This is a genomic window from Halobellus sp. LT62, assembly GCF_037031285.1.
Classification (GTDB): Archaea; Halobacteriota; Halobacteria; order Halobacteriales; family Haloferacaceae; genus Haloquadratum; species Haloquadratum salinisoli.
In genome coordinates, this window is the sequence record NZ_JAYEZO010000002.1 from 1,100,146 (window position 1) to 1,116,161 (window position 16,016).

A 16,016-nucleotide genomic window follows, 5' to 3' on the forward strand; every position below is an offset into this window, starting at 1 on the left:
TATTAGGTGTTGTTGTCACTTCTCTCCTCGGGGAACACGACGGTTCCCCCGGCGAGAATCGGTGCGAGCAGTCCGGAGACGACGGCCTCTGACTCCGAGAGCGATCCCCGAACGACGCCTTCGACGCCGGGGCCGAGCCCCGAATCGTCGACGACGCCCGAAGCCCTCGAAAGCGCTTCCGCGTGTGTGATCTCGCCGCCCTCAGCGGCGAGTAGCGGGTCCGAGCCGTCGACATCAACTGGGTGGACGGCGGGGTTCTCGCTCCACACCTCCGTCTCCCAGTGGGTCGTTGTCGCCGACTCGGGTCGGTCGCCGTAGACGACGAGGCGATGACCCGGTGGGAGGTCGAACTCGTCTTCGCGCTCGGCGGGCGCGACGACGACCCGCGGGGGTGACCCGTCGATTTCGTCGGAAAAGCGGGTCACCGCGCCCAACTGGGCCGCGCCGAAGAACGCGAGCACCGGTTCGGGAAGCGACGTCGGGACGACGAGCACCTCCTCGCCCACGCGGATGCCGAGATATCGGAGCACGTTGCCGGCCTTATACGAGGTCGTGACGAACTCGCGATAGCTGTGGGATCGGCCGGGGCCGTGCGCGCGCAGCGCGGTACCCGACGCTCGACGGTCACGAGCGACGAGGTCCGCCACGGTCTCCGGTTCGCTGCACGGCGGGGGATAGTCGCTCGGAGAACCGGGGGCTGAATCGGCGTCGGACGCTGAACCGATGTCGGACGCCGAACCAGCGTCGGGGTCGAAGTCGGAATCGCCGTTCATACGTGTCAGTCGACGTCGACACGGAAAAACGGCATCGACTGTGTTCGGAACCGGTCAGGGCGCGCCGACGATGACGAACGTGCTGGATTCCGAGGCGCTGAGCGTTCGCGTCGCATCCGGTGCGACTCGGACGGCCTCGCCGGCGTCCAGTTGGACTTTGGTGCCGTCGACCTCGATCGCCGCGGTGCCCTCGACGAGGTAGTACACTTCCTCGTGGTCGTCCTCGGCGTGGTCGTGCTCCATCCCGCTCCAACCCGCTTCGGCGTCGAGGACGGTGAACCCGAGGTTCTCGCAGTCGAGCGTCTCGCGGAGGAAATGCATCCCGGGAGCCTTTTCGTCGCCTTCGCCGACACTGGCTTTGGTGTACGACATCGCACGACGATACGACCGAACGTCACGTTAAACTGTGGGAGACGGAGAACGCGTCGAGCGTCAAAGGAACGCAGGCGAAGGAGTAATTACGCACCGTCGGCCTGCACCAAATATGGCGGATTTCAGTGTCGTCGACCCCGACGACGTACCGAAAGAGCAGTTCAACACCTGTGAGACGTCGGTGCGGAAACTGACAGACTCTCTCGGAGCTACCGAACTCAGGGTGAATCAGGTGATCGTCGATCCCGGGGAGGTGACCACGCCGCACACCCACGATGGGCAGGAGGAGGTGTTCGTCGCGATGACCGACGCGCAAATCGCTATCGAAGGCGACGTTCACGAGGTGTCGGAGGGCGGCGTCGTGCGCGTTCACCCCGATACGACCCGAAACCTGCTGAACCGCACCGACGACGAGACCCACGTCTGGCTGGCGTTCGGCGCGCCCCCGGTCGGGACGGTCGACGATTTCGGTTCGTACGTCGTCGACGAGGAGTGATAGGGATTATCGTAACTGTCCATAGATTCTCGCTATGCGGGTGGTGAGAGTTCTATGAGGATTTACGACTCCCTATGAGCAGCGACAAACGCGACGCTGTCTCCGATGCTGTTACGGTACGATAGCACTCGTACCGCGAGCGAGGCCGCAGGCCGAGCGAGCGGCTTTTTCCCTCCAGGTTTTTTCACCGGGGTCGAGCGCCGACTTCGTCGGCGCCTCGACCTCGATTAAAAAAGGTGGGAGTTCTTGATCTTCTCGAAGAAGCCCTCGTTGATCTCGACTTCCTCGCCGCCGGCTTCGGCGAACGCTTCGAGCGCCTCCTTCTGCTCGTCGTTGAGCTCTTCGGGCGTGACGACCTGCACGTGGACGTAGAGGTCGCCGTACCCCCGCCCGCGGAGGTGTGGCATCCCCTCGCCGCGGATGCGGAACTCCTCGCCGCTTTGGGTTCCCGCGGGAATTTCTAGGTCCGTCGTGCCGTCGACGGTCGGAATCTCGACGGTCGCGCCGAAGACGGCCTTCGGGAACGAGATCGGATGCCGGTGGTAGAGGTCGTCGCCGTCGCGCTCGAAGTCGTCGTGGTCGCGGACGTCGACGTCGATGAGGAGGTCGCCTTTCGGGCCGCCGTTCTCGCCGGGCGCGCCCTCGCGCTCCATCCGGAGCGTCTGTCCGCTGCGGATGCCCGCCGGGATGTCGACGGTGAGCGCCGCCTCTTCGCGGGTGATGCCGTCGCCGCCGCAGACCGAACACGTCTCGCTGTAGGTCTCTCCCGTTCCCTCGCAGCGCCGACACGTCTGCGTCTGCTGAACGCGACCGAGCGGCGTGTCGCGGACGGTCGTCGTCTGCCCTTGGCCGTTACACTCCGGACAGGTGTTGACGTCCGCGTCGGCAGGGTGGCCGCGGCCGTCGCACTCCGAGCACTCTTCGGGGCGCGTGATCGTGAACTGCTTTTCGACGCCCTCGTACACCTCTTCGAGGTCGAGCGTGACCTGCGTTCGAATGTTTTGACCCTGTCGCGGGCGGTTTCGCCCTCGGCCGCCGCCCTGACCGCCACCGCCGAAGAACTGGCTGAAGATGTCCTCGAAGGGGCTTCCCTGGCCACCGCCGCCCATCCCGCCCATCCCGCCCATCCCACCCATCCCACCGAAGGGGTTGCCCTGTCCGCGGCCGCCTCCGCCGCCGCCCACACCGCCGCGCTTTTCGGCCTCCTCGAAGCGCTCGTGACCCAGTTGGTCGTACATCTGGCGCTTCTCGTCGTCGGTGAGGACCTCCTTGGCCTTCTTGATCTTCTTGAACTGCTCCTCGGCGTCGGCCGCGTCGGAGACATCGGGGTGATACTCGGCGGCCTTCTTTCGGTAGGCCGTTTTGATCTCGTCCTCGCTGGCGTCGCGGGAGACGCCGAGGACGTCGTAGAAGTCCTCGCTCATTCGTTGTCGGAGTCGTAAACGGTTGAGCTACTTCAACGGAACGGGTCGGAGGCGTCGGAGAGTCGCGGAGAGCCCGAACAGACAGAGATGGTAGCGGAGACGCCCGGAGGAGAGCGAAGAGACGGCCGCCGTCCCCGCCCCCGCGCTTTTGTACTCGCCGACTGAGAGACCGGTATGAAAGCCGTCCAGTTCAGAGCGCACGGCGGCCGCGACGTCATAGAGTACAGTGATTTCCCCGACCCGGAGGTCGCCCGCCACGAGGCGCTCGTCGACGTGAAAGCCGGCGCGTTGAACCACCTCGACGTGTGGACGCGCCGAGGGCTGCCCGGCCTCGATCTGCCGTTTCCGCACGTCCCCGGAAGCGATATGGCCGGCGTCGTGCAGCAGGTCGGCGAGGACGTAACGCGCGTCTCGCCCGGCGACCGCGTGGCGCTGCTCGCGGGAATCGTCGGGGAGAGTGGCGGAACCGGCGACGGTGCCGACGCGGAGCGTCACGACGACCCGACGTTCGCGCCGGACTTCCGGATCATCGGCGAAAACACCCGCGGCGTCCACTCGGAGTACGCTTCCGTTCCCGCGGAGAACCTCGTTCGGGTCCCCGAGCACGTCCCGTGGGAGGTCGCCGGATCGGCATCGCTGGTGTTTCAGACGGCGTGGCGGATGCTGATCTACCGCGCCGAGGTTCGGGCGGGCGAGCGCGTGCTGGTCCACGGCGCGTCGGGCGGCGTCGGTCACGCGGCGGTGCAGATCGCCGACTACGCCGGCTGCGAGGTGTACGCGACCGCGTCGTCGGCGGAGAAACTCGACTACGCTGCCGACTGTGGCGCGGACCACGGCATCGACTACGAGGTCGAAGACTTCGCGGACGCGATCTACGAGCTGACCGACGGCCGCGGCATCGACGTCGTGGTCGATCACGTCGGCGAAGCCACGTACGGGGACTCGCTGAAGTGTCTCCGAAAGGGAGGCCGATTCGTCACCTGCGGGGCGACCTCGGGACCGAACCCCGGCGCCGCGTTGAACCGGATCTTCTTCAATCAGTTGGAGGTCATCGGTTCGACGATGGCGACGCCCGAGCAGGCCGAGGAGGTCCTCGAACTCGTCTGGGACGGCGTCTTCGAGCCGCGGATCCGGGAGACGCTGCCGATGAGCGAGACGGCGCGCGCCCACGAGATCATCGAGAACCGTGAGGGCTTTGGTAAAGTGGTCGTAATTCCGGATAGTGAGCTCTGACGACACCGGATACGTTCACCGCCCGGGCGACGGCGACGCGAGCGCCGGAGCCGCCATCGACAGCGGCGCGCGCGGTTCGGAGGCGGCCAGCGACGCGGAGGACGCGTCCACCGACGGCTTCGGGGCTCGCGGATGGGTCCTCGTCGGCGTGCTCGTGCTCTGTACGCTGGTTATTCCGGGCGTCATCTACGTCCGACCGGGTGTCCTCTCGGCGATCGGGATCCCGTACATCGTCTCTCTCCTCGTGCTCCCGCTGCTCCCGGCGGCCGCACTGGGTCTCACCGCGGTCTGGGCGATGACCGTGGCGACGCACGGCGAGGAGTGAGCGAGTGGTGTTCGGATTTCGCCCCGCGATTCGATCCCACTAATTGCGCTTCGATTTGAACCTTGCCGGAAAGACTTATCACCGACAATGTGTGAGATTATCTCGCACAGATGTTCGAAACGTTCTCCACGGGCTACTACCTCGGACGGCTCTACGTCGAACCGGCCGATCGGGACGTCCCCGCGATTCAGCAGGCGGACCACGAGCGCGTCAACGCGCGCCTCTACGGCGACGAGGGACTCTTCCGTACCGACGCGCCGCTCGTGATGAAACTCGACACCGGCCACATCCCGGTTCTCGGCGACGACGGCGTCCCCTCGGGTACGCTCGCAGTCCCCGAATCTGCCACCGACGACGACCTCCCCGCCGAGCGCGACGTGTTGTTGGCGAAGTCCGACCGCGCCGCGGAGCTCCTCCGGTACTCGGGCTATCGCTTCGGTGACGACGACGCTGTGGCGTGATCCGTCCACACCGTGGCGGGAATCACCTCGTGGGCGTCCGACAACGGCTAGCGGTCACTCACTCGCGTCGGCGCTCACGAGCTCGTCGTAGCGCGCGCCGGTCTGCTTCAGCGTCTCCGTGGAGTAGAGCCGCTCGTGCTCGAACGGGAGGTACTCGTCGGCGATCTCGTCGATCTTCGCGTCGACGGCGTCGCCCTCGCGGCCGTGGATCATCGTGAAGAGGTTGTACGGCCACTCCTGCTCGGGGCGTCGCGGGCGGTGATAACACAGCGTGACGTAGGGGAGTTCGCCGGCCGTCCGGCCGCGCTCATCGAGCTCGTCGTCGGGGACGTCCCAGACGACCATACAGTTCGCGTCGAAGCCGGTCACGACGTGGTTGACGACGCAGCCGATCCGCTTGATGCAACCGTCGGCGAGCAACCGCTCGACGGCCGCGATCACGTCGTCGACGGTCGCTGCCGAGGCGTCGTCGGCACCGACTGCCGCCGCGACGTCGCGGTACGGCGTCGCAGAGAGGGGAAAGCCGTCTTGGATCGCGACGAGCAGGTTCGCCTCCAACTCGCTCAGGTCGCCGACGGCCTCTTCGGAGATCCGCGTCGCCGACGCGTCCGTCGCGGCGAGGCTCTCGCGGGCGAAGGCGTCGTCGTTGACGACGGGAAATTCGAGGTCGATGTAGTAGTCGGTGAGCATCGGGAGGTTCAGTACCTCACATCCCGTCCGCTCTTCGATCTCGTCGAGGATCGCGTCTCGCTTCTCCCTCGACGCCGCGGTGACGACGAACCACATATTCCACTCGTGGTCGCGGCGGTAGTTGTGGTTCACCTGCCGGTAGCTGTTGACGACCGCCGCCACGTCGTCGAAGCGGTCCGCCGGGGCAGAGAGGGCCGCAAGCGTCGAACTGCCGATAACGGGCGGGTTCAATACCGCGCCGAATCGCCGGAAAATCCCGCGTTCGCGGAGCCGACGAACCCGCTCGAGCGCCTCGTCTTCGCTTATTCCGAGGGCGTCGCCGACGACGCGAAACGGCCGCTCGACGACGGGAAAACCGCTCTGATACTCGTCGACGAGAGCGGCATCGATCTCGTCGAGGCCGCCCCGCCAGTCGTCCTCCAGTGCGCGCATTACCTCGACGTTGGTCCGGACGAACCTACGTATTTCGGCCTCGATTCGAACCTCGTCTCCGGCACGGACCCGCCGGAGACGCGCCCGCCGCTTCCGCAAATCGGGAACCGAACGGACCACTTTTGACGGTCCCATCCGTACCTATGTCCATATGGCGCAAGCGCCGGAAACCGCCGAATTCGGGGAGTGGCCGTTGAAACGACTGATGACCGAAGTCGTCGGAACGGGCGTCAAATCCGCCGAGGATATGACGCGCGAACAGGCGACAGACGCGATGGAGCGCATCCTCGCAGGTGAGCCCGATCACACGACGCTCGGAGCCTTCTGGCTGGCGAATCGCTGGAAGCACAACAACGCCGAAGAACTCGCCGCCTACGCGGACGTCATCGCCGAGGACGTCGTCTACGCCGAGCCCGACGCAGACCCCGTCGACTGCGGCGCGAACTACGACGGCAAGGGCGACACCGCGATATTGGGTGCGGCGGCGGGAATCGTCGCGGCGGGCGCGGGCACGCCGGTCGTCGTCCACTCGGGCGACCGCGTTCCCACGCAGAAGCAGGACGCCTACAAGCACGTCCTCGACGAACTGGGAGTCCGAACCGAACTCGTTCCCGTCGAGAGCGCGGAGATGGTCGACGAGACCGGGTTCGGCTTCTACTACCAGCCGGAGTTCGCCCCGCTGATGCACGCGCTGTGGGACCGCCGCGACCAGATGGGCGTCCGCACCTTCGTCAACACCGTCGAGACGATCGCCAACCCCGCGAAGGCCGACGTCCACCTCGGCTCCTTCTACCACCTCGCGTTCGCGAAGAAGATCACCGACACGTTCGAAAAGATGGAGACTCAAAGCCCCCACCGCGTCGTGATGTTCCAAGGGATGGAGGGCTACGACGACATCAGACCGGGCTACACGAAGGTCGGTGAGTGGACCGACGGCGAGTTCACCGATTACGAGATCGAGACGCCCGAGTACGGGATGGACTTCGAGTACGAGGATCTGGAAGTCGACCCCGACGACGTCGCCGGCGACTCCGCTCGTCTGACCGAGGAAATCGTCGCGGGCGAGCGCGACGACCACTTCGCAGACGCGGTCGCGCTCAACGCCGCCTTCCGAATCTACGCCCGAGAAGACGCCGAGTCCATCGACGAGGGGCTGGAGATGGCCCGCGAGAGCATCGCGTCGGGCGCGGCCGAGGCCGTGCTCGACGACCTTCGGGAATTCTAATCTCCTCGATAAGCGTCTCAAGCGACCAGATGGGCGTCCCGATCCGACACGCGTCGTAACTGCCGACAGACGTTTTGACCGCGGACTCGAAAACGGAACGATGTCCGTAGAGGATCGAATCTGTGAGTACTACGACGCCCTTCGTGCTGGCGAGCCGCTGTATCCCTTTTTCGCCGACGACTCGTCTGTGGTGAAATACGGGATCACGGAGAAACTGACGGGCTACGAGGAGGTCAAGACAGGACTCCGCGAGCAGACCGAAACGACCGAAGGCTGGACGGTCGAAAGCCGCGCGCTCCGGGTCGTCGAACGCGACCGCCACGCGTGGTTCTCCGACGACGTCGGGATGGCGTGGTCCGACGTCGAGTCGGGGCGCGAGTACGATTTCGATAGCCGGTGGAGCGGCACGCTCGAACGTCGCGAGAGCGGGGCCGGTCGGGAGTGGCTGTTCGTCGGGATGCACGTGAGCGCCGTTCCCGAATAGGGCTCTCGCGGATCGCCTCGCCCGGCCTCGTCCGAGTGGACACCGTTTTGTATCCGTCGCTCCTCTCGCCGCTATGGTCGACGATTCCGAACTCGAAAACCCCGAGAACCCGATTATCACGCTGCATACCACCAAGGGCGACATCACGCTCGAACTGTTCGAGGAGCGCGCGCCGCGGACAGTGGAGAACTTCCTCGGACTCGCGACCGGCGAGAAGGAGTGGAGCGACCCCGAGACCGGCGAGACTCGCACGGACTCGCTGTATGAAGGAACGATCTTCCACCGGATCATCGACGACTTCATGATTCAGGGCGGCGACCCCGAGGGTACCGGTCGCGGCGGCCCCGGCTACACCTTCGACGACGAGTTCCACGAGGACCTCAGCCACGACGGCGCGGGGGTGCTATCGATGGCGAACCGCGGCCCCAACACGAACGGCTCGCAGTTCTTCATCACGCTCGGCGCGCAACCGCACCTCGACGGCAAACACGCCGTGTTCGGCCGCGCCGTCGAGGGAATGGACGTCGTCGAGGAGATCGGCAACGTGCCGACCGACCGCAACGACGCGCCGCTGAAGGACATCGAGATCGAATCTATCGACGTCGAATAGCGGTCTCAACGGCCGACTGAGGGTCGAAGCCCCTCTCGACGAACAGCCGCGTTCCAGACGACAGCCGCGGAGGCGTGCCCTTCTGCACTGTTTCACTTACACCGTACTCCCGAACCCTTCATAACCGTCCGTCGGAAAGTGGTCCGCACAGAATGACCTCGATACAGTCGACGCTCGGCGAGGAAGAGGGAGGCGGGATCGCCGAGGAGCTGGCGGAGGGCCAGCGCGCGATCTCCATCGCCGAGTTCTTCGAGAAGAACAAACACATGCTCGGGTTCGACTCCGGAGCCCGAGGACTCGTCACCGCCGTCAAGGAGGCGGTCGACAACGCACTCGACGCGACGGAGGAGGCCGGGATCAAGCCCGACATCTCGATCGAAATCCGGGAATCTGGAGACTACTACACCCTGATCGTCGAGGACAACGGCCCGGGGATCACGCGCGAGCAGATCCCGAAGGTCTTCGGGAAGCTACTCTACGGGTCGCGCTTTCACGCCCGCGAGCAGAGTCGCGGACAACAGGGAATCGGGATTTCGGCGGCTGTGCTCTACTCTCAGCTCACGTCCGGGAAACCGGCGAAGATCACCTCGCGAACGCAGCGGTCGGAGACGGCCCAATACTTCGAGCTCATCATCGACACCGACACGAACGAGCCCGAGATCCAAGTCGACGAGGAGCGCGCGCCCGGCGAGTCGGACCTCTCGCCGACGCACGGAACGCGCATCGAAATGGAGATGGAGGCGAACATGCGGGCGCGCCAGCAACTTCACGATTACGTGAAACACACCGCGGTCGTCAACCCCCACGCCCGCCTCGTCCTCTCCGAACCGGGCCTCGACGAACCGCGCCACTACGAGCGCGTCGAGGGCGCAGATCTCCCCGCGGAGACCGAAGAGATCCGCCCGCACCCCCACGGCGTCGAACTGGGGACGCTCATCAAGATGCTCGGCGCGACCGAGTCGTACTCGGTCTCGGGCTTTCTGCAGGAGGAGTTCACCCGCGTCGGCGCGAAGACCAGCGAGAAAGTCCTGAACAGTTTCCGTGACCGACACTTCGGTCGGGAGATGGGCTGGGCCGTCCCGCGGAGTCCGGAGACCGACCTCGAGGCCGCAATCGCTGACGCCGTCGCCAACAAGGGCGCGGCGGCGACCCAGACGTTCGCCGAACGCGTCGCGAACACGCTCTCCTCGCGGGAGCGGACGGCCCACTCCGAACTCGCGGAGATCGTCGACACCGTCGCCGACGACGTCGAGTCGGAGTTCGACGCGAATTTCGGCGACACCGTCCGCGAGAACGCCGTCGAGGCCGCGTGGGAAATCCTGCGATCGGACCTGACCGCGGACCTCTACGGCCTCGTCGACGAGTCCACGAGCACCCGAAAGGACGACGCGACCGTCTCGGGGCTGGCCGAGCGGCTGGCGGACAAATTCGACTCGGGCGACCCGCGGAACCGCGCCACGCGCGCAACCGTGGTCGAGTACGTCGACCGCTCCGCGGACCGACTGGTCTCCGAGGAGATTTCCTTCGGCGAGACGGCGCGCGAGAACGTCGTCGAGGCGCTCTGGGCGGCGATGCGGACCGTCCCCGACGACGTGCCGAAGGTGAAACGAGTCGCCGACGACCGCGACACCGCCTCCCAGCTCTTGGAGGCGATGCGCGAGACGGACATCCTCGCGCCGCCGACGAACTGTCTCTCGCCCATTACGGCCGAACTCGTCGAGGCCGGGTTGAAAAAAGAGTTCGACGCGGACTTCTACGCCGCGTCGACCCGCGACGCCGAGGTCCACGGCGGCGACCCGTTCGTCGTCGAGGCCGGCATCGCATACGGCGGGGAGTTGGAAGACGGGACCGTCGACCTCCTCCGATTCGCGAACCGCGTGCCGCTGGTCTACCAGCGCGGCGCGTGTGCGACGACAGACGTGATCAAGAGCATCGGCTGGCGGAACTACGGACTTGATCAGCCCGGCGGGTCAGGGATGCCCAACGGCCCCGCCGTGCTTATGATTCACGTCGCCTCGACGAACGTCCCGTTCACGAGCGAGTCGAAGGACGCCATCGCGAACATCCCCGAGATCGAAGACGAGATCGAGCTCGCGATCCGAGAGGCCGCGCGCGAGCTCAAATCCTACCTGAACAAGCGCCGATCGATGCAGAAGCGCCGGAAGAAACAGGACGTCCTCGGGCGGATTCTCCCGGAGATGGCCGACAAGCTCTCGGAGGTGACGGGACGACAGCGGCCCAACATCGACGGCGCACTCGCGCGGATTATGAACAACGTCAGCGTCGAGCGCGAGGTCGACGACGGAACCGTGACGCTCGTCGTCGAGAACCACTCCGACCGGACCGAGAGCCCGAAGATAACGGAGATCGTCTCGGCCGAGCCTACGGACCTCCCGGACGCCGCGAGCGTCGTCGACCTCGACGGCGAGTGGTTCATCACGTGGGAGCCCTCGGTCGGCGCGGGAGAGACGGTGAAACTGACGTACGCCGTCGCCGACGACGCCGATTTCGAGATCGATATCGACGGCGTGGACGCGGAGAAAATGACCATCGATGCCTAACCCCAACCAACTATGAGCACGAAACAGGACGAGGAACTCGCACAGGAGCGACTCATCGACCTCGCCGCGGAGTTTTACGACCAGTTCGCGGCGGGCGAGGTGCCGCGGATGAACATCCCCACGCGGACGAAATCGAACATCGTCTTCGACGAGGACTCGAAGGTGTGGGTCTACGGGGACCGCACGTCGACCCGCTCCGCGAACAGCGTTCGCGGCGCGCGAAAGCTGTTGAAGGCGTCGTACGCCATCGAATTCCTCGTGAACCAACTCGAGGAGGACCGCTCCTCGACGCTGCGTGAACTGTACTACCTCTCGGAGTCGTGGGACAACGAGGAGGCGCAGTTCCAGAGCCAGGACGAGTCGAACCAGATGATCGAGGACCTAGAGATCGTCTCGAAGGTCACCCGCGAGGACTTCCATATGCGCCCCGAGGAGTCGGGGGCAACGCTGATGGGCCCGCTCGAACTCCGCGAGCAGACTCGCCGCGGCGAGCGCGACATCCACTGTCAGGAGGACGTCGGCGAGGGCGGCTATCAGATCCCGAACAACCCCGACACGATCGAGTTTCTGGATCACGACATCGACTTCGTCCTCTGCGTCGAGACCGGCGGGATGAGAGATCGATTGGTGGAGAACGGCTTCGACACCGAGTACAACTGCCTCGTCGTCCATCTGAAAGGCCAGCCTGCCCGCGCGACCCGGCGGATCACCAAACGGCTGCACGACGAACTGGAGCTCCCGGTCGTGGTCTTCACAGACGGCGACCCGTGGTCCTACCGGATCTACGGCTCGGTCGCCTACGGCTCGATCAAGTCCGCGCACCTCTCGGAGTACCTCGCGACGCCGGAGGCTCGCTTCGTCGGCATCCAGCCGGAGGACATCGTCGAGTACGACCTCCCGACGGACCCGCTCGCCGACTCGGACATCAACGCCCTGGAGTCGGAACTGGAGGATCCCCGCTTCGAGACCGACTACTGGACCGAGCAGATCGAACTCCAACTCGACATCGAGAAGAAGGCCGAACAGCAGGCGCTGGCCGCGCGCGGTCTCGACTTCGTCACCGAGACGTACCTCCCCGATCGGCTCTCGACGATGGGCGTCCTGTAGAGCGCTCTCCACGTCCGCCCCTCCCGATTTCGATATCCTCCGCGCTACTGCGAGTCGATCAACCGTTCGACGCGGTCGAGGCTGTCTGCGTCGGCCGCGGTCTTGTCCTCGCGAACGGTCACGAAGCGGGGAAAGCGGAGCGCGTACCCCGATTCGTACGTCGGCGAGCGCTGGATCTCCTCGTAGCCGACCTCGAAGACGACTTCGGGCGCGATCGAGACCGTCTGTCCCGACTCGTGCTCGATGTGGGGTTCGAGCCGCTCGCTCAGCGATTCGAGCTCCTCGTCGGTGACCCCGGTCGCGACCTTCCCGATCGTCGCGTAGGCGTCGCTCGCGGCGTCCGAGCTGGCGACGTCGTCGCCGTCGTCCGGGACGGCGTCGCCACCGTTCGGCGGGCTATCGTCCGCGGATTCGCCCCCACTAACGCGAGCGGAGAGCAGGAACGTCCCCAAGCGGTTGGCTCGTCGTCCCTCGCCCCACTCCGCGCCGGTGACCACCAGATCGAGCGTCTCGACGGCGGGTTTGCGCTTCAACCAGTTCTTCCCGCGCTTTCCGGGCGCGTAGGTCGACGCCGGCTCCTTCAGCATAATCCCCTCGTGGCCCGCGTCGAGCGCGTCCTCCTCGACGGCCGCGATTTCGTCGGGCTCCGACGAGACGACCGGCTCCGACACGGCGTCGGTGTCGCCGAGCAGCGCTTCGAGCCGGTCGTGTCGCTCGGTCAGGGGCGCGTCGAGTAGATCGTCGCCGTCGACGTGCAGGCAGTCGAACGCCCGAAGTTTCACGCGCACCTCCTCGCGCATCCGGTCGACGTCGTACTTCCGGCGGAACCGGCGGAGCACCTCTTGGAACGGGAGCGGCGAGCCGTCCTCGTCGACGGCGACGACTTCCCCGTCGATGACGGCCGGGACGTCGACCTCCCGCTCGACGAACTCGACGATCTCCGGCAGCGGGTCGGTGACGTCGTCCATATTCCGCGAGAACAGCGAGACGGACGCGCCGTCGTAGTGGACTTGGATGCGCGCGCCGTCGAATTTCGTCTCGACGATCGCTTTGCCCCACTCCTCCAGCGCGTCGGTTGCGCTGCCGGCCTGCGCCAGCATCGCCTGCACCGGCCGTCCGACCTCCAACCCGATCGCGTCGAGCCCCGCACGCCCCTCCTCGCGGGCGACGCGAGCGACCATCCCGTAGTCGTTCGAGACCTGTAGCGCCCGCTCGACAGTCTCGACGGGCTTCGGTTCGTTGGTGTCGTCGTCGACGGCTTGCCCTTCCTCATCGACGTCGTCGACCGCTTCCAGCTCCTCGTCGACGTTGGTGCCGTTAGCGTCGACGCTGGCGTCGCCAGCGTCACCACTCGTCGACAGGAACGCCGCGGCGATGGCGTCGCGAACGGTTCCCTCGCCGACGCCGATGCGCATCTCACCGAGGACGAGCCGCGCGAGGAACGTCGCCTCCGCCGAAGAGGCGCTGTTGAACAGCCCGAACAGCGTGTCGAGCCGCCGCTTCTCGCTTCCTTCGCCCATCGTCGTCGCGATCTCTCGCAGTCGCTCGTCGACCTCGGCGACGGTCAGGTCGTCGCTTTCGGCGTCACTGCCGGTGAACGCGCCGAGTCCGCGCTGACCACCGAAGTCGTAACTCCCCGCGACGGCTCCGATCTCACCGACTTCGGCGAGCTTCGATTCCACGTCGTCGGCGTCGACGTTCGGGCCCGCGGCGCGAGCGATCGCCTCGTGCAACAGCGCGGGGCCGACGTCGAGCGTCGTCCCGTCCCACGCCGGGTACACGCGCCCCTGCAGGAAGCGAACGACTGTCGGCAGGTCCCCGTCGGCGTCGCTGAGGAGATCGCTGACGAGCTCGGTCGTTGCGAGGTCGCCGGGCTCCTCCGCGATCGTTTCCGCGCGTGCCGCGAACTCGGCGAACTCCATCAGCGGGGAGTATCGGTCGGGCCGATAAGAGTCCGCCGACTCCGGGTCGGACCGCTTCGCGGCCAACGGGCGGCGCTCGCTGCCGACGGGTGGCGCTTGGTTCCGAAGCTCCCGCGTCAGAACGCTACCGCTATCGCATAGGCAAACAGTCGGCACGCCGCTCGCGACGACGTCTCTCGCCGACGTCATCGGCGTATTCCGCGTCGGTCGTGCCGATCAACCGCGGCCCGACGCGGGATAACTGCTAGGTCACGGGGGGTCTGGCCGCGCGATAGCATATAAACGTACGGCGGATGACCACTCGTCGACCGAAGCACGGGATTCAAACCGCCGGATCCCGCACGGACGGCTATGACCGAGGACTTGGCGGACGCGGTGCGCGACGCGCTCGCTGTCGACGTCGAGGCGTTCGAAGCGCAGGCGCGAGAAGACGCCGAGGTGGTGAAAGCCGAACTCCGCGAGGGGACGTTCGACAACCACCAATCGATCGTCGGCTTGGAGTACGAGTTCTACGCCGTCGCCGACGGTCGCTGGGCCGCCTCCGACGACGCGGACGTCTACGCGCTGATGCGCGTGCCGCGGCGGCTCCTCGATCTCATCGGGTTCGAGAAGGAACTCGGCCTGCACAACGCGGAGATGACGACAAGCCCGCAACCGTTGAATCCCGACGGCCTGCGCGCACAGGAGTCTGAGGTCCGCGCGCGACTCGGGGCGGCGCTCGACTGCACCGGTGCCGAGGGAATTCGTCTCGTCAGCGACGGTCTGTGGACGATCCCGCCGGCGGGCGAGACCGCTCGGGAGTACCTGACCGACAGCGTCGAGGCCGACGGAGTCCGCATCGCGACGAACATGAGCGGCTCCGTCCGGTATCACGCGATGGCGAACGGGCCGACCGCACCCGAGGAGATGACCGTCGACGCGCCCAACGTCTCGCTGTCCGCGGACACCGTGATGCCCGAATCACTCATCACCTCCATCCAGCCGCACTACCAGGTCGCACACGCCGCAGACCTCCCGACGTACTTCAACTACGCGCTCCGCGTGGCGGGACCGCTGCTCGCGCTCGGCGTCAACTCGCCCTTTTTCCCGCCGGATCTCTACGATGACGTCGGCGCACAGAAGATCCTCACGGACGGCTACGCCGAGAATCGAATCCTCGTCTTCGAGTCCGTGCTCAACACCGGAGACGTCGAGAAGGTCACGTTCCCCGAGGACCTCGAACACGTCGAGCAGGCGGTCGACCGCGTCGTCGACGACGAGACCGTGGTGCCGATGCCGGTGCCGGAGGGGAACCGCTTCGACGACGAGTTCGCCACGCTGCGTCGAAAGCACGGCACGTACTGGCGGTGGGTCCGTCCGGTCTTCGACGGCGCGTCGCGCTCGTCAGCGAACGCCCGCATCGAGTTCCGTCCGATCGCGGCGCAGCCGACGGTCCGAGATTCCATCGCCTTCCAAGCGACCTTCGCGGGGCTGATGGAGAGCCTCCCGCGACGACAGCATCCCGCGACGAGCCAATCGTGGTCGACGGCGCGAGAGAACTTCTACGCGGCGATGCGCGAGGGGCTCGACAGCGGCCAGCGGTGGATCTGCAACGACGGCGCGGAGACCATCGACGTCGACGCCGTCTACGACGACATCTTCGCGCACGCGGTCGACGGGCTCACGGCCGCCGGCTGTTCGGAGGACGAGGCGGAGCGGTACGTGAGCCCGCTCCGTGCGCGGGTCGAACGAGAGACGACGCCCGCCGACTGGAAGGTCGAGCGGGTGCGGGAGTACCTCGCCGACGGCGACGACTTCGCCGACGCGGTCGCCGAGATGCAGCGCGACTACGTGCGAAAGCAACGCGAGACCTTCCTCGACGGCTCCTTCGCCGACTGGCTGTAGTCGGTCGCGGGTCGAAG

At 66.2% G+C, this 16,016-nt stretch carries 15 protein-coding genes; 10 read left to right on the forward strand and 5 right to left on the reverse strand.

The annotated features are described in order from the left end of the window. Window positions 1–2 precede the first annotated feature (2 nt). Window positions 3–773, reverse strand: a complete 771-nt coding sequence (locus U5919_RS14925) for an acetyl-CoA synthetase (protein WP_336025271.1) — start codon at window positions 771–773, stop codon at window positions 3–5. Window positions 774–827: 54 nt separating this feature from the next. Continuing rightward, window positions 828–1,145 (reverse strand): cupin domain-containing protein, encoded by a 318-nt coding sequence (locus tag U5919_RS14930; protein WP_336025274.1) that lies wholly within the window; start codon window positions 1,143–1,145, stop codon window positions 828–830. A 112-nt stretch (window positions 1,146–1,257) separates the two neighbouring features. On the opposite strand from U5919_RS14930, the gene U5919_RS14935 reads away from it, so the two are divergent. Then, entirely contained in the window at window positions 1,258–1,641 is a 384-nt protein-coding gene (locus U5919_RS14935) for a cupin domain-containing protein (protein ID WP_336025276.1), read from the forward strand. Between the two features lie 227 nt (window positions 1,642–1,868). Here the strand turns inward: U5919_RS14935 and dnaJ are convergent, their stop codons facing one another. Further along, window positions 1,869–3,065: a molecular chaperone DnaJ gene (dnaJ, locus tag U5919_RS14940; RefSeq protein WP_336025278.1), complete on the reverse strand. Its 1,197-nt coding sequence runs from the start codon at window positions 3,063–3,065 to the stop codon at window positions 1,869–1,871. 174 nt (window positions 3,066–3,239) lie between these two features. On the opposite strand from dnaJ, the gene U5919_RS14945 reads away from it, so the two are divergent. From U5919_RS14945 to U5919_RS14955, 3 genes are all read left to right on the forward strand, one after another. Beyond that, window positions 3,240–4,298, forward strand: a complete 1,059-nt coding sequence (locus tag U5919_RS14945; RefSeq protein ID WP_336025281.1) for a zinc-binding dehydrogenase — start codon at window positions 3,240–3,242, stop codon at window positions 4,296–4,298. Then, on the forward strand, window positions 4,285–4,623 hold the full coding sequence (locus tag U5919_RS14950) for a DUF7977 family protein (protein ID WP_425604231.1): 339 nt from the start codon (window positions 4,285–4,287) through the stop codon (window positions 4,621–4,623). Before U5919_RS14945 ends, U5919_RS14950 begins: the two co-directional genes overlap by 14 nt. A gap of 110 nt (window positions 4,624–4,733) precedes the next feature. Next, window positions 4,734–5,084 carry a DUF5802 family protein gene (locus U5919_RS14955; protein WP_336025286.1) on the forward strand — a complete coding sequence of 117 codons (351 nt, stop codon included), beginning with the start codon at window positions 4,734–4,736 and terminating at the stop codon, window positions 5,082–5,084. 54 nt (window positions 5,085–5,138) lie between these two features. Here the strand turns inward: U5919_RS14955 and ahbB are convergent, their stop codons facing one another. Then, a complete protein-coding gene (gene ahbB / locus U5919_RS14960) occupies window positions 5,139–6,206 on the reverse strand; it encodes a siroheme decarboxylase subunit beta (RefSeq protein WP_336025288.1) in 1,068 nt (355 codons plus the stop codon). Between the two features lie 151 nt (window positions 6,207–6,357). Between ahbB and U5919_RS14965 the strand changes: the two genes are divergently transcribed. From U5919_RS14965 to U5919_RS14985, 5 genes are all read left to right on the forward strand, one after another. After that, window positions 6,358–7,431 carry an anthranilate phosphoribosyltransferase gene (locus U5919_RS14965; protein ID WP_336025291.1) on the forward strand — a complete coding sequence of 358 codons (1,074 nt, stop codon included), beginning with the start codon at window positions 6,358–6,360 and terminating at the stop codon, window positions 7,429–7,431. Window positions 7,432–7,531: 100 nt separating this feature from the next. After that, window positions 7,532–7,915, forward strand: a complete 384-nt coding sequence (locus U5919_RS14970) for a nuclear transport factor 2 family protein (RefSeq protein WP_336025294.1) — start codon at window positions 7,532–7,534, stop codon at window positions 7,913–7,915. A gap of 73 nt (window positions 7,916–7,988) precedes the next feature. Next, a complete protein-coding gene (locus U5919_RS14975) occupies window positions 7,989–8,525 on the forward strand; it encodes a peptidylprolyl isomerase (RefSeq protein ID WP_336025296.1) in 537 nt (178 codons plus the stop codon). Window positions 8,526–8,677: 152 nt separating this feature from the next. Then, complete coding sequence (locus tag U5919_RS14980; RefSeq protein WP_336025297.1) at window positions 8,678–11,086, forward strand: DNA topoisomerase VI subunit B; 2,409 nt, start codon at window positions 8,678–8,680, stop codon at window positions 11,084–11,086. Between the two features lie 12 nt (window positions 11,087–11,098). Continuing rightward, a complete protein-coding gene (locus U5919_RS14985; RefSeq protein WP_336025300.1) occupies window positions 11,099–12,193 on the forward strand; it encodes a DNA topoisomerase IV subunit A in 1,095 nt (364 codons plus the stop codon). A 44-nt stretch (window positions 12,194–12,237) separates the two neighbouring features. On the opposite strand, the gene U5919_RS14990 is transcribed toward U5919_RS14985, so the two are convergent. Further along, the gene (locus U5919_RS14990; protein WP_336025302.1) at window positions 12,238–14,115 is read right to left on the reverse strand and encodes an ATP-dependent DNA ligase; all 1,878 of its coding nucleotides are present in this window, start codon (window positions 14,113–14,115) and stop codon (window positions 12,238–12,240) included. Between the two features lie 351 nt (window positions 14,116–14,466). Between U5919_RS14990 and U5919_RS14995 the strand changes: the two genes are divergently transcribed. Further along, a complete protein-coding gene (locus tag U5919_RS14995; RefSeq protein ID WP_336025304.1) occupies window positions 14,467–15,999 on the forward strand; it encodes a glutamate-cysteine ligase family protein in 1,533 nt (510 codons plus the stop codon). The last annotated feature ends 17 nt before the right edge of the window (window positions 16,000–16,016 follow it).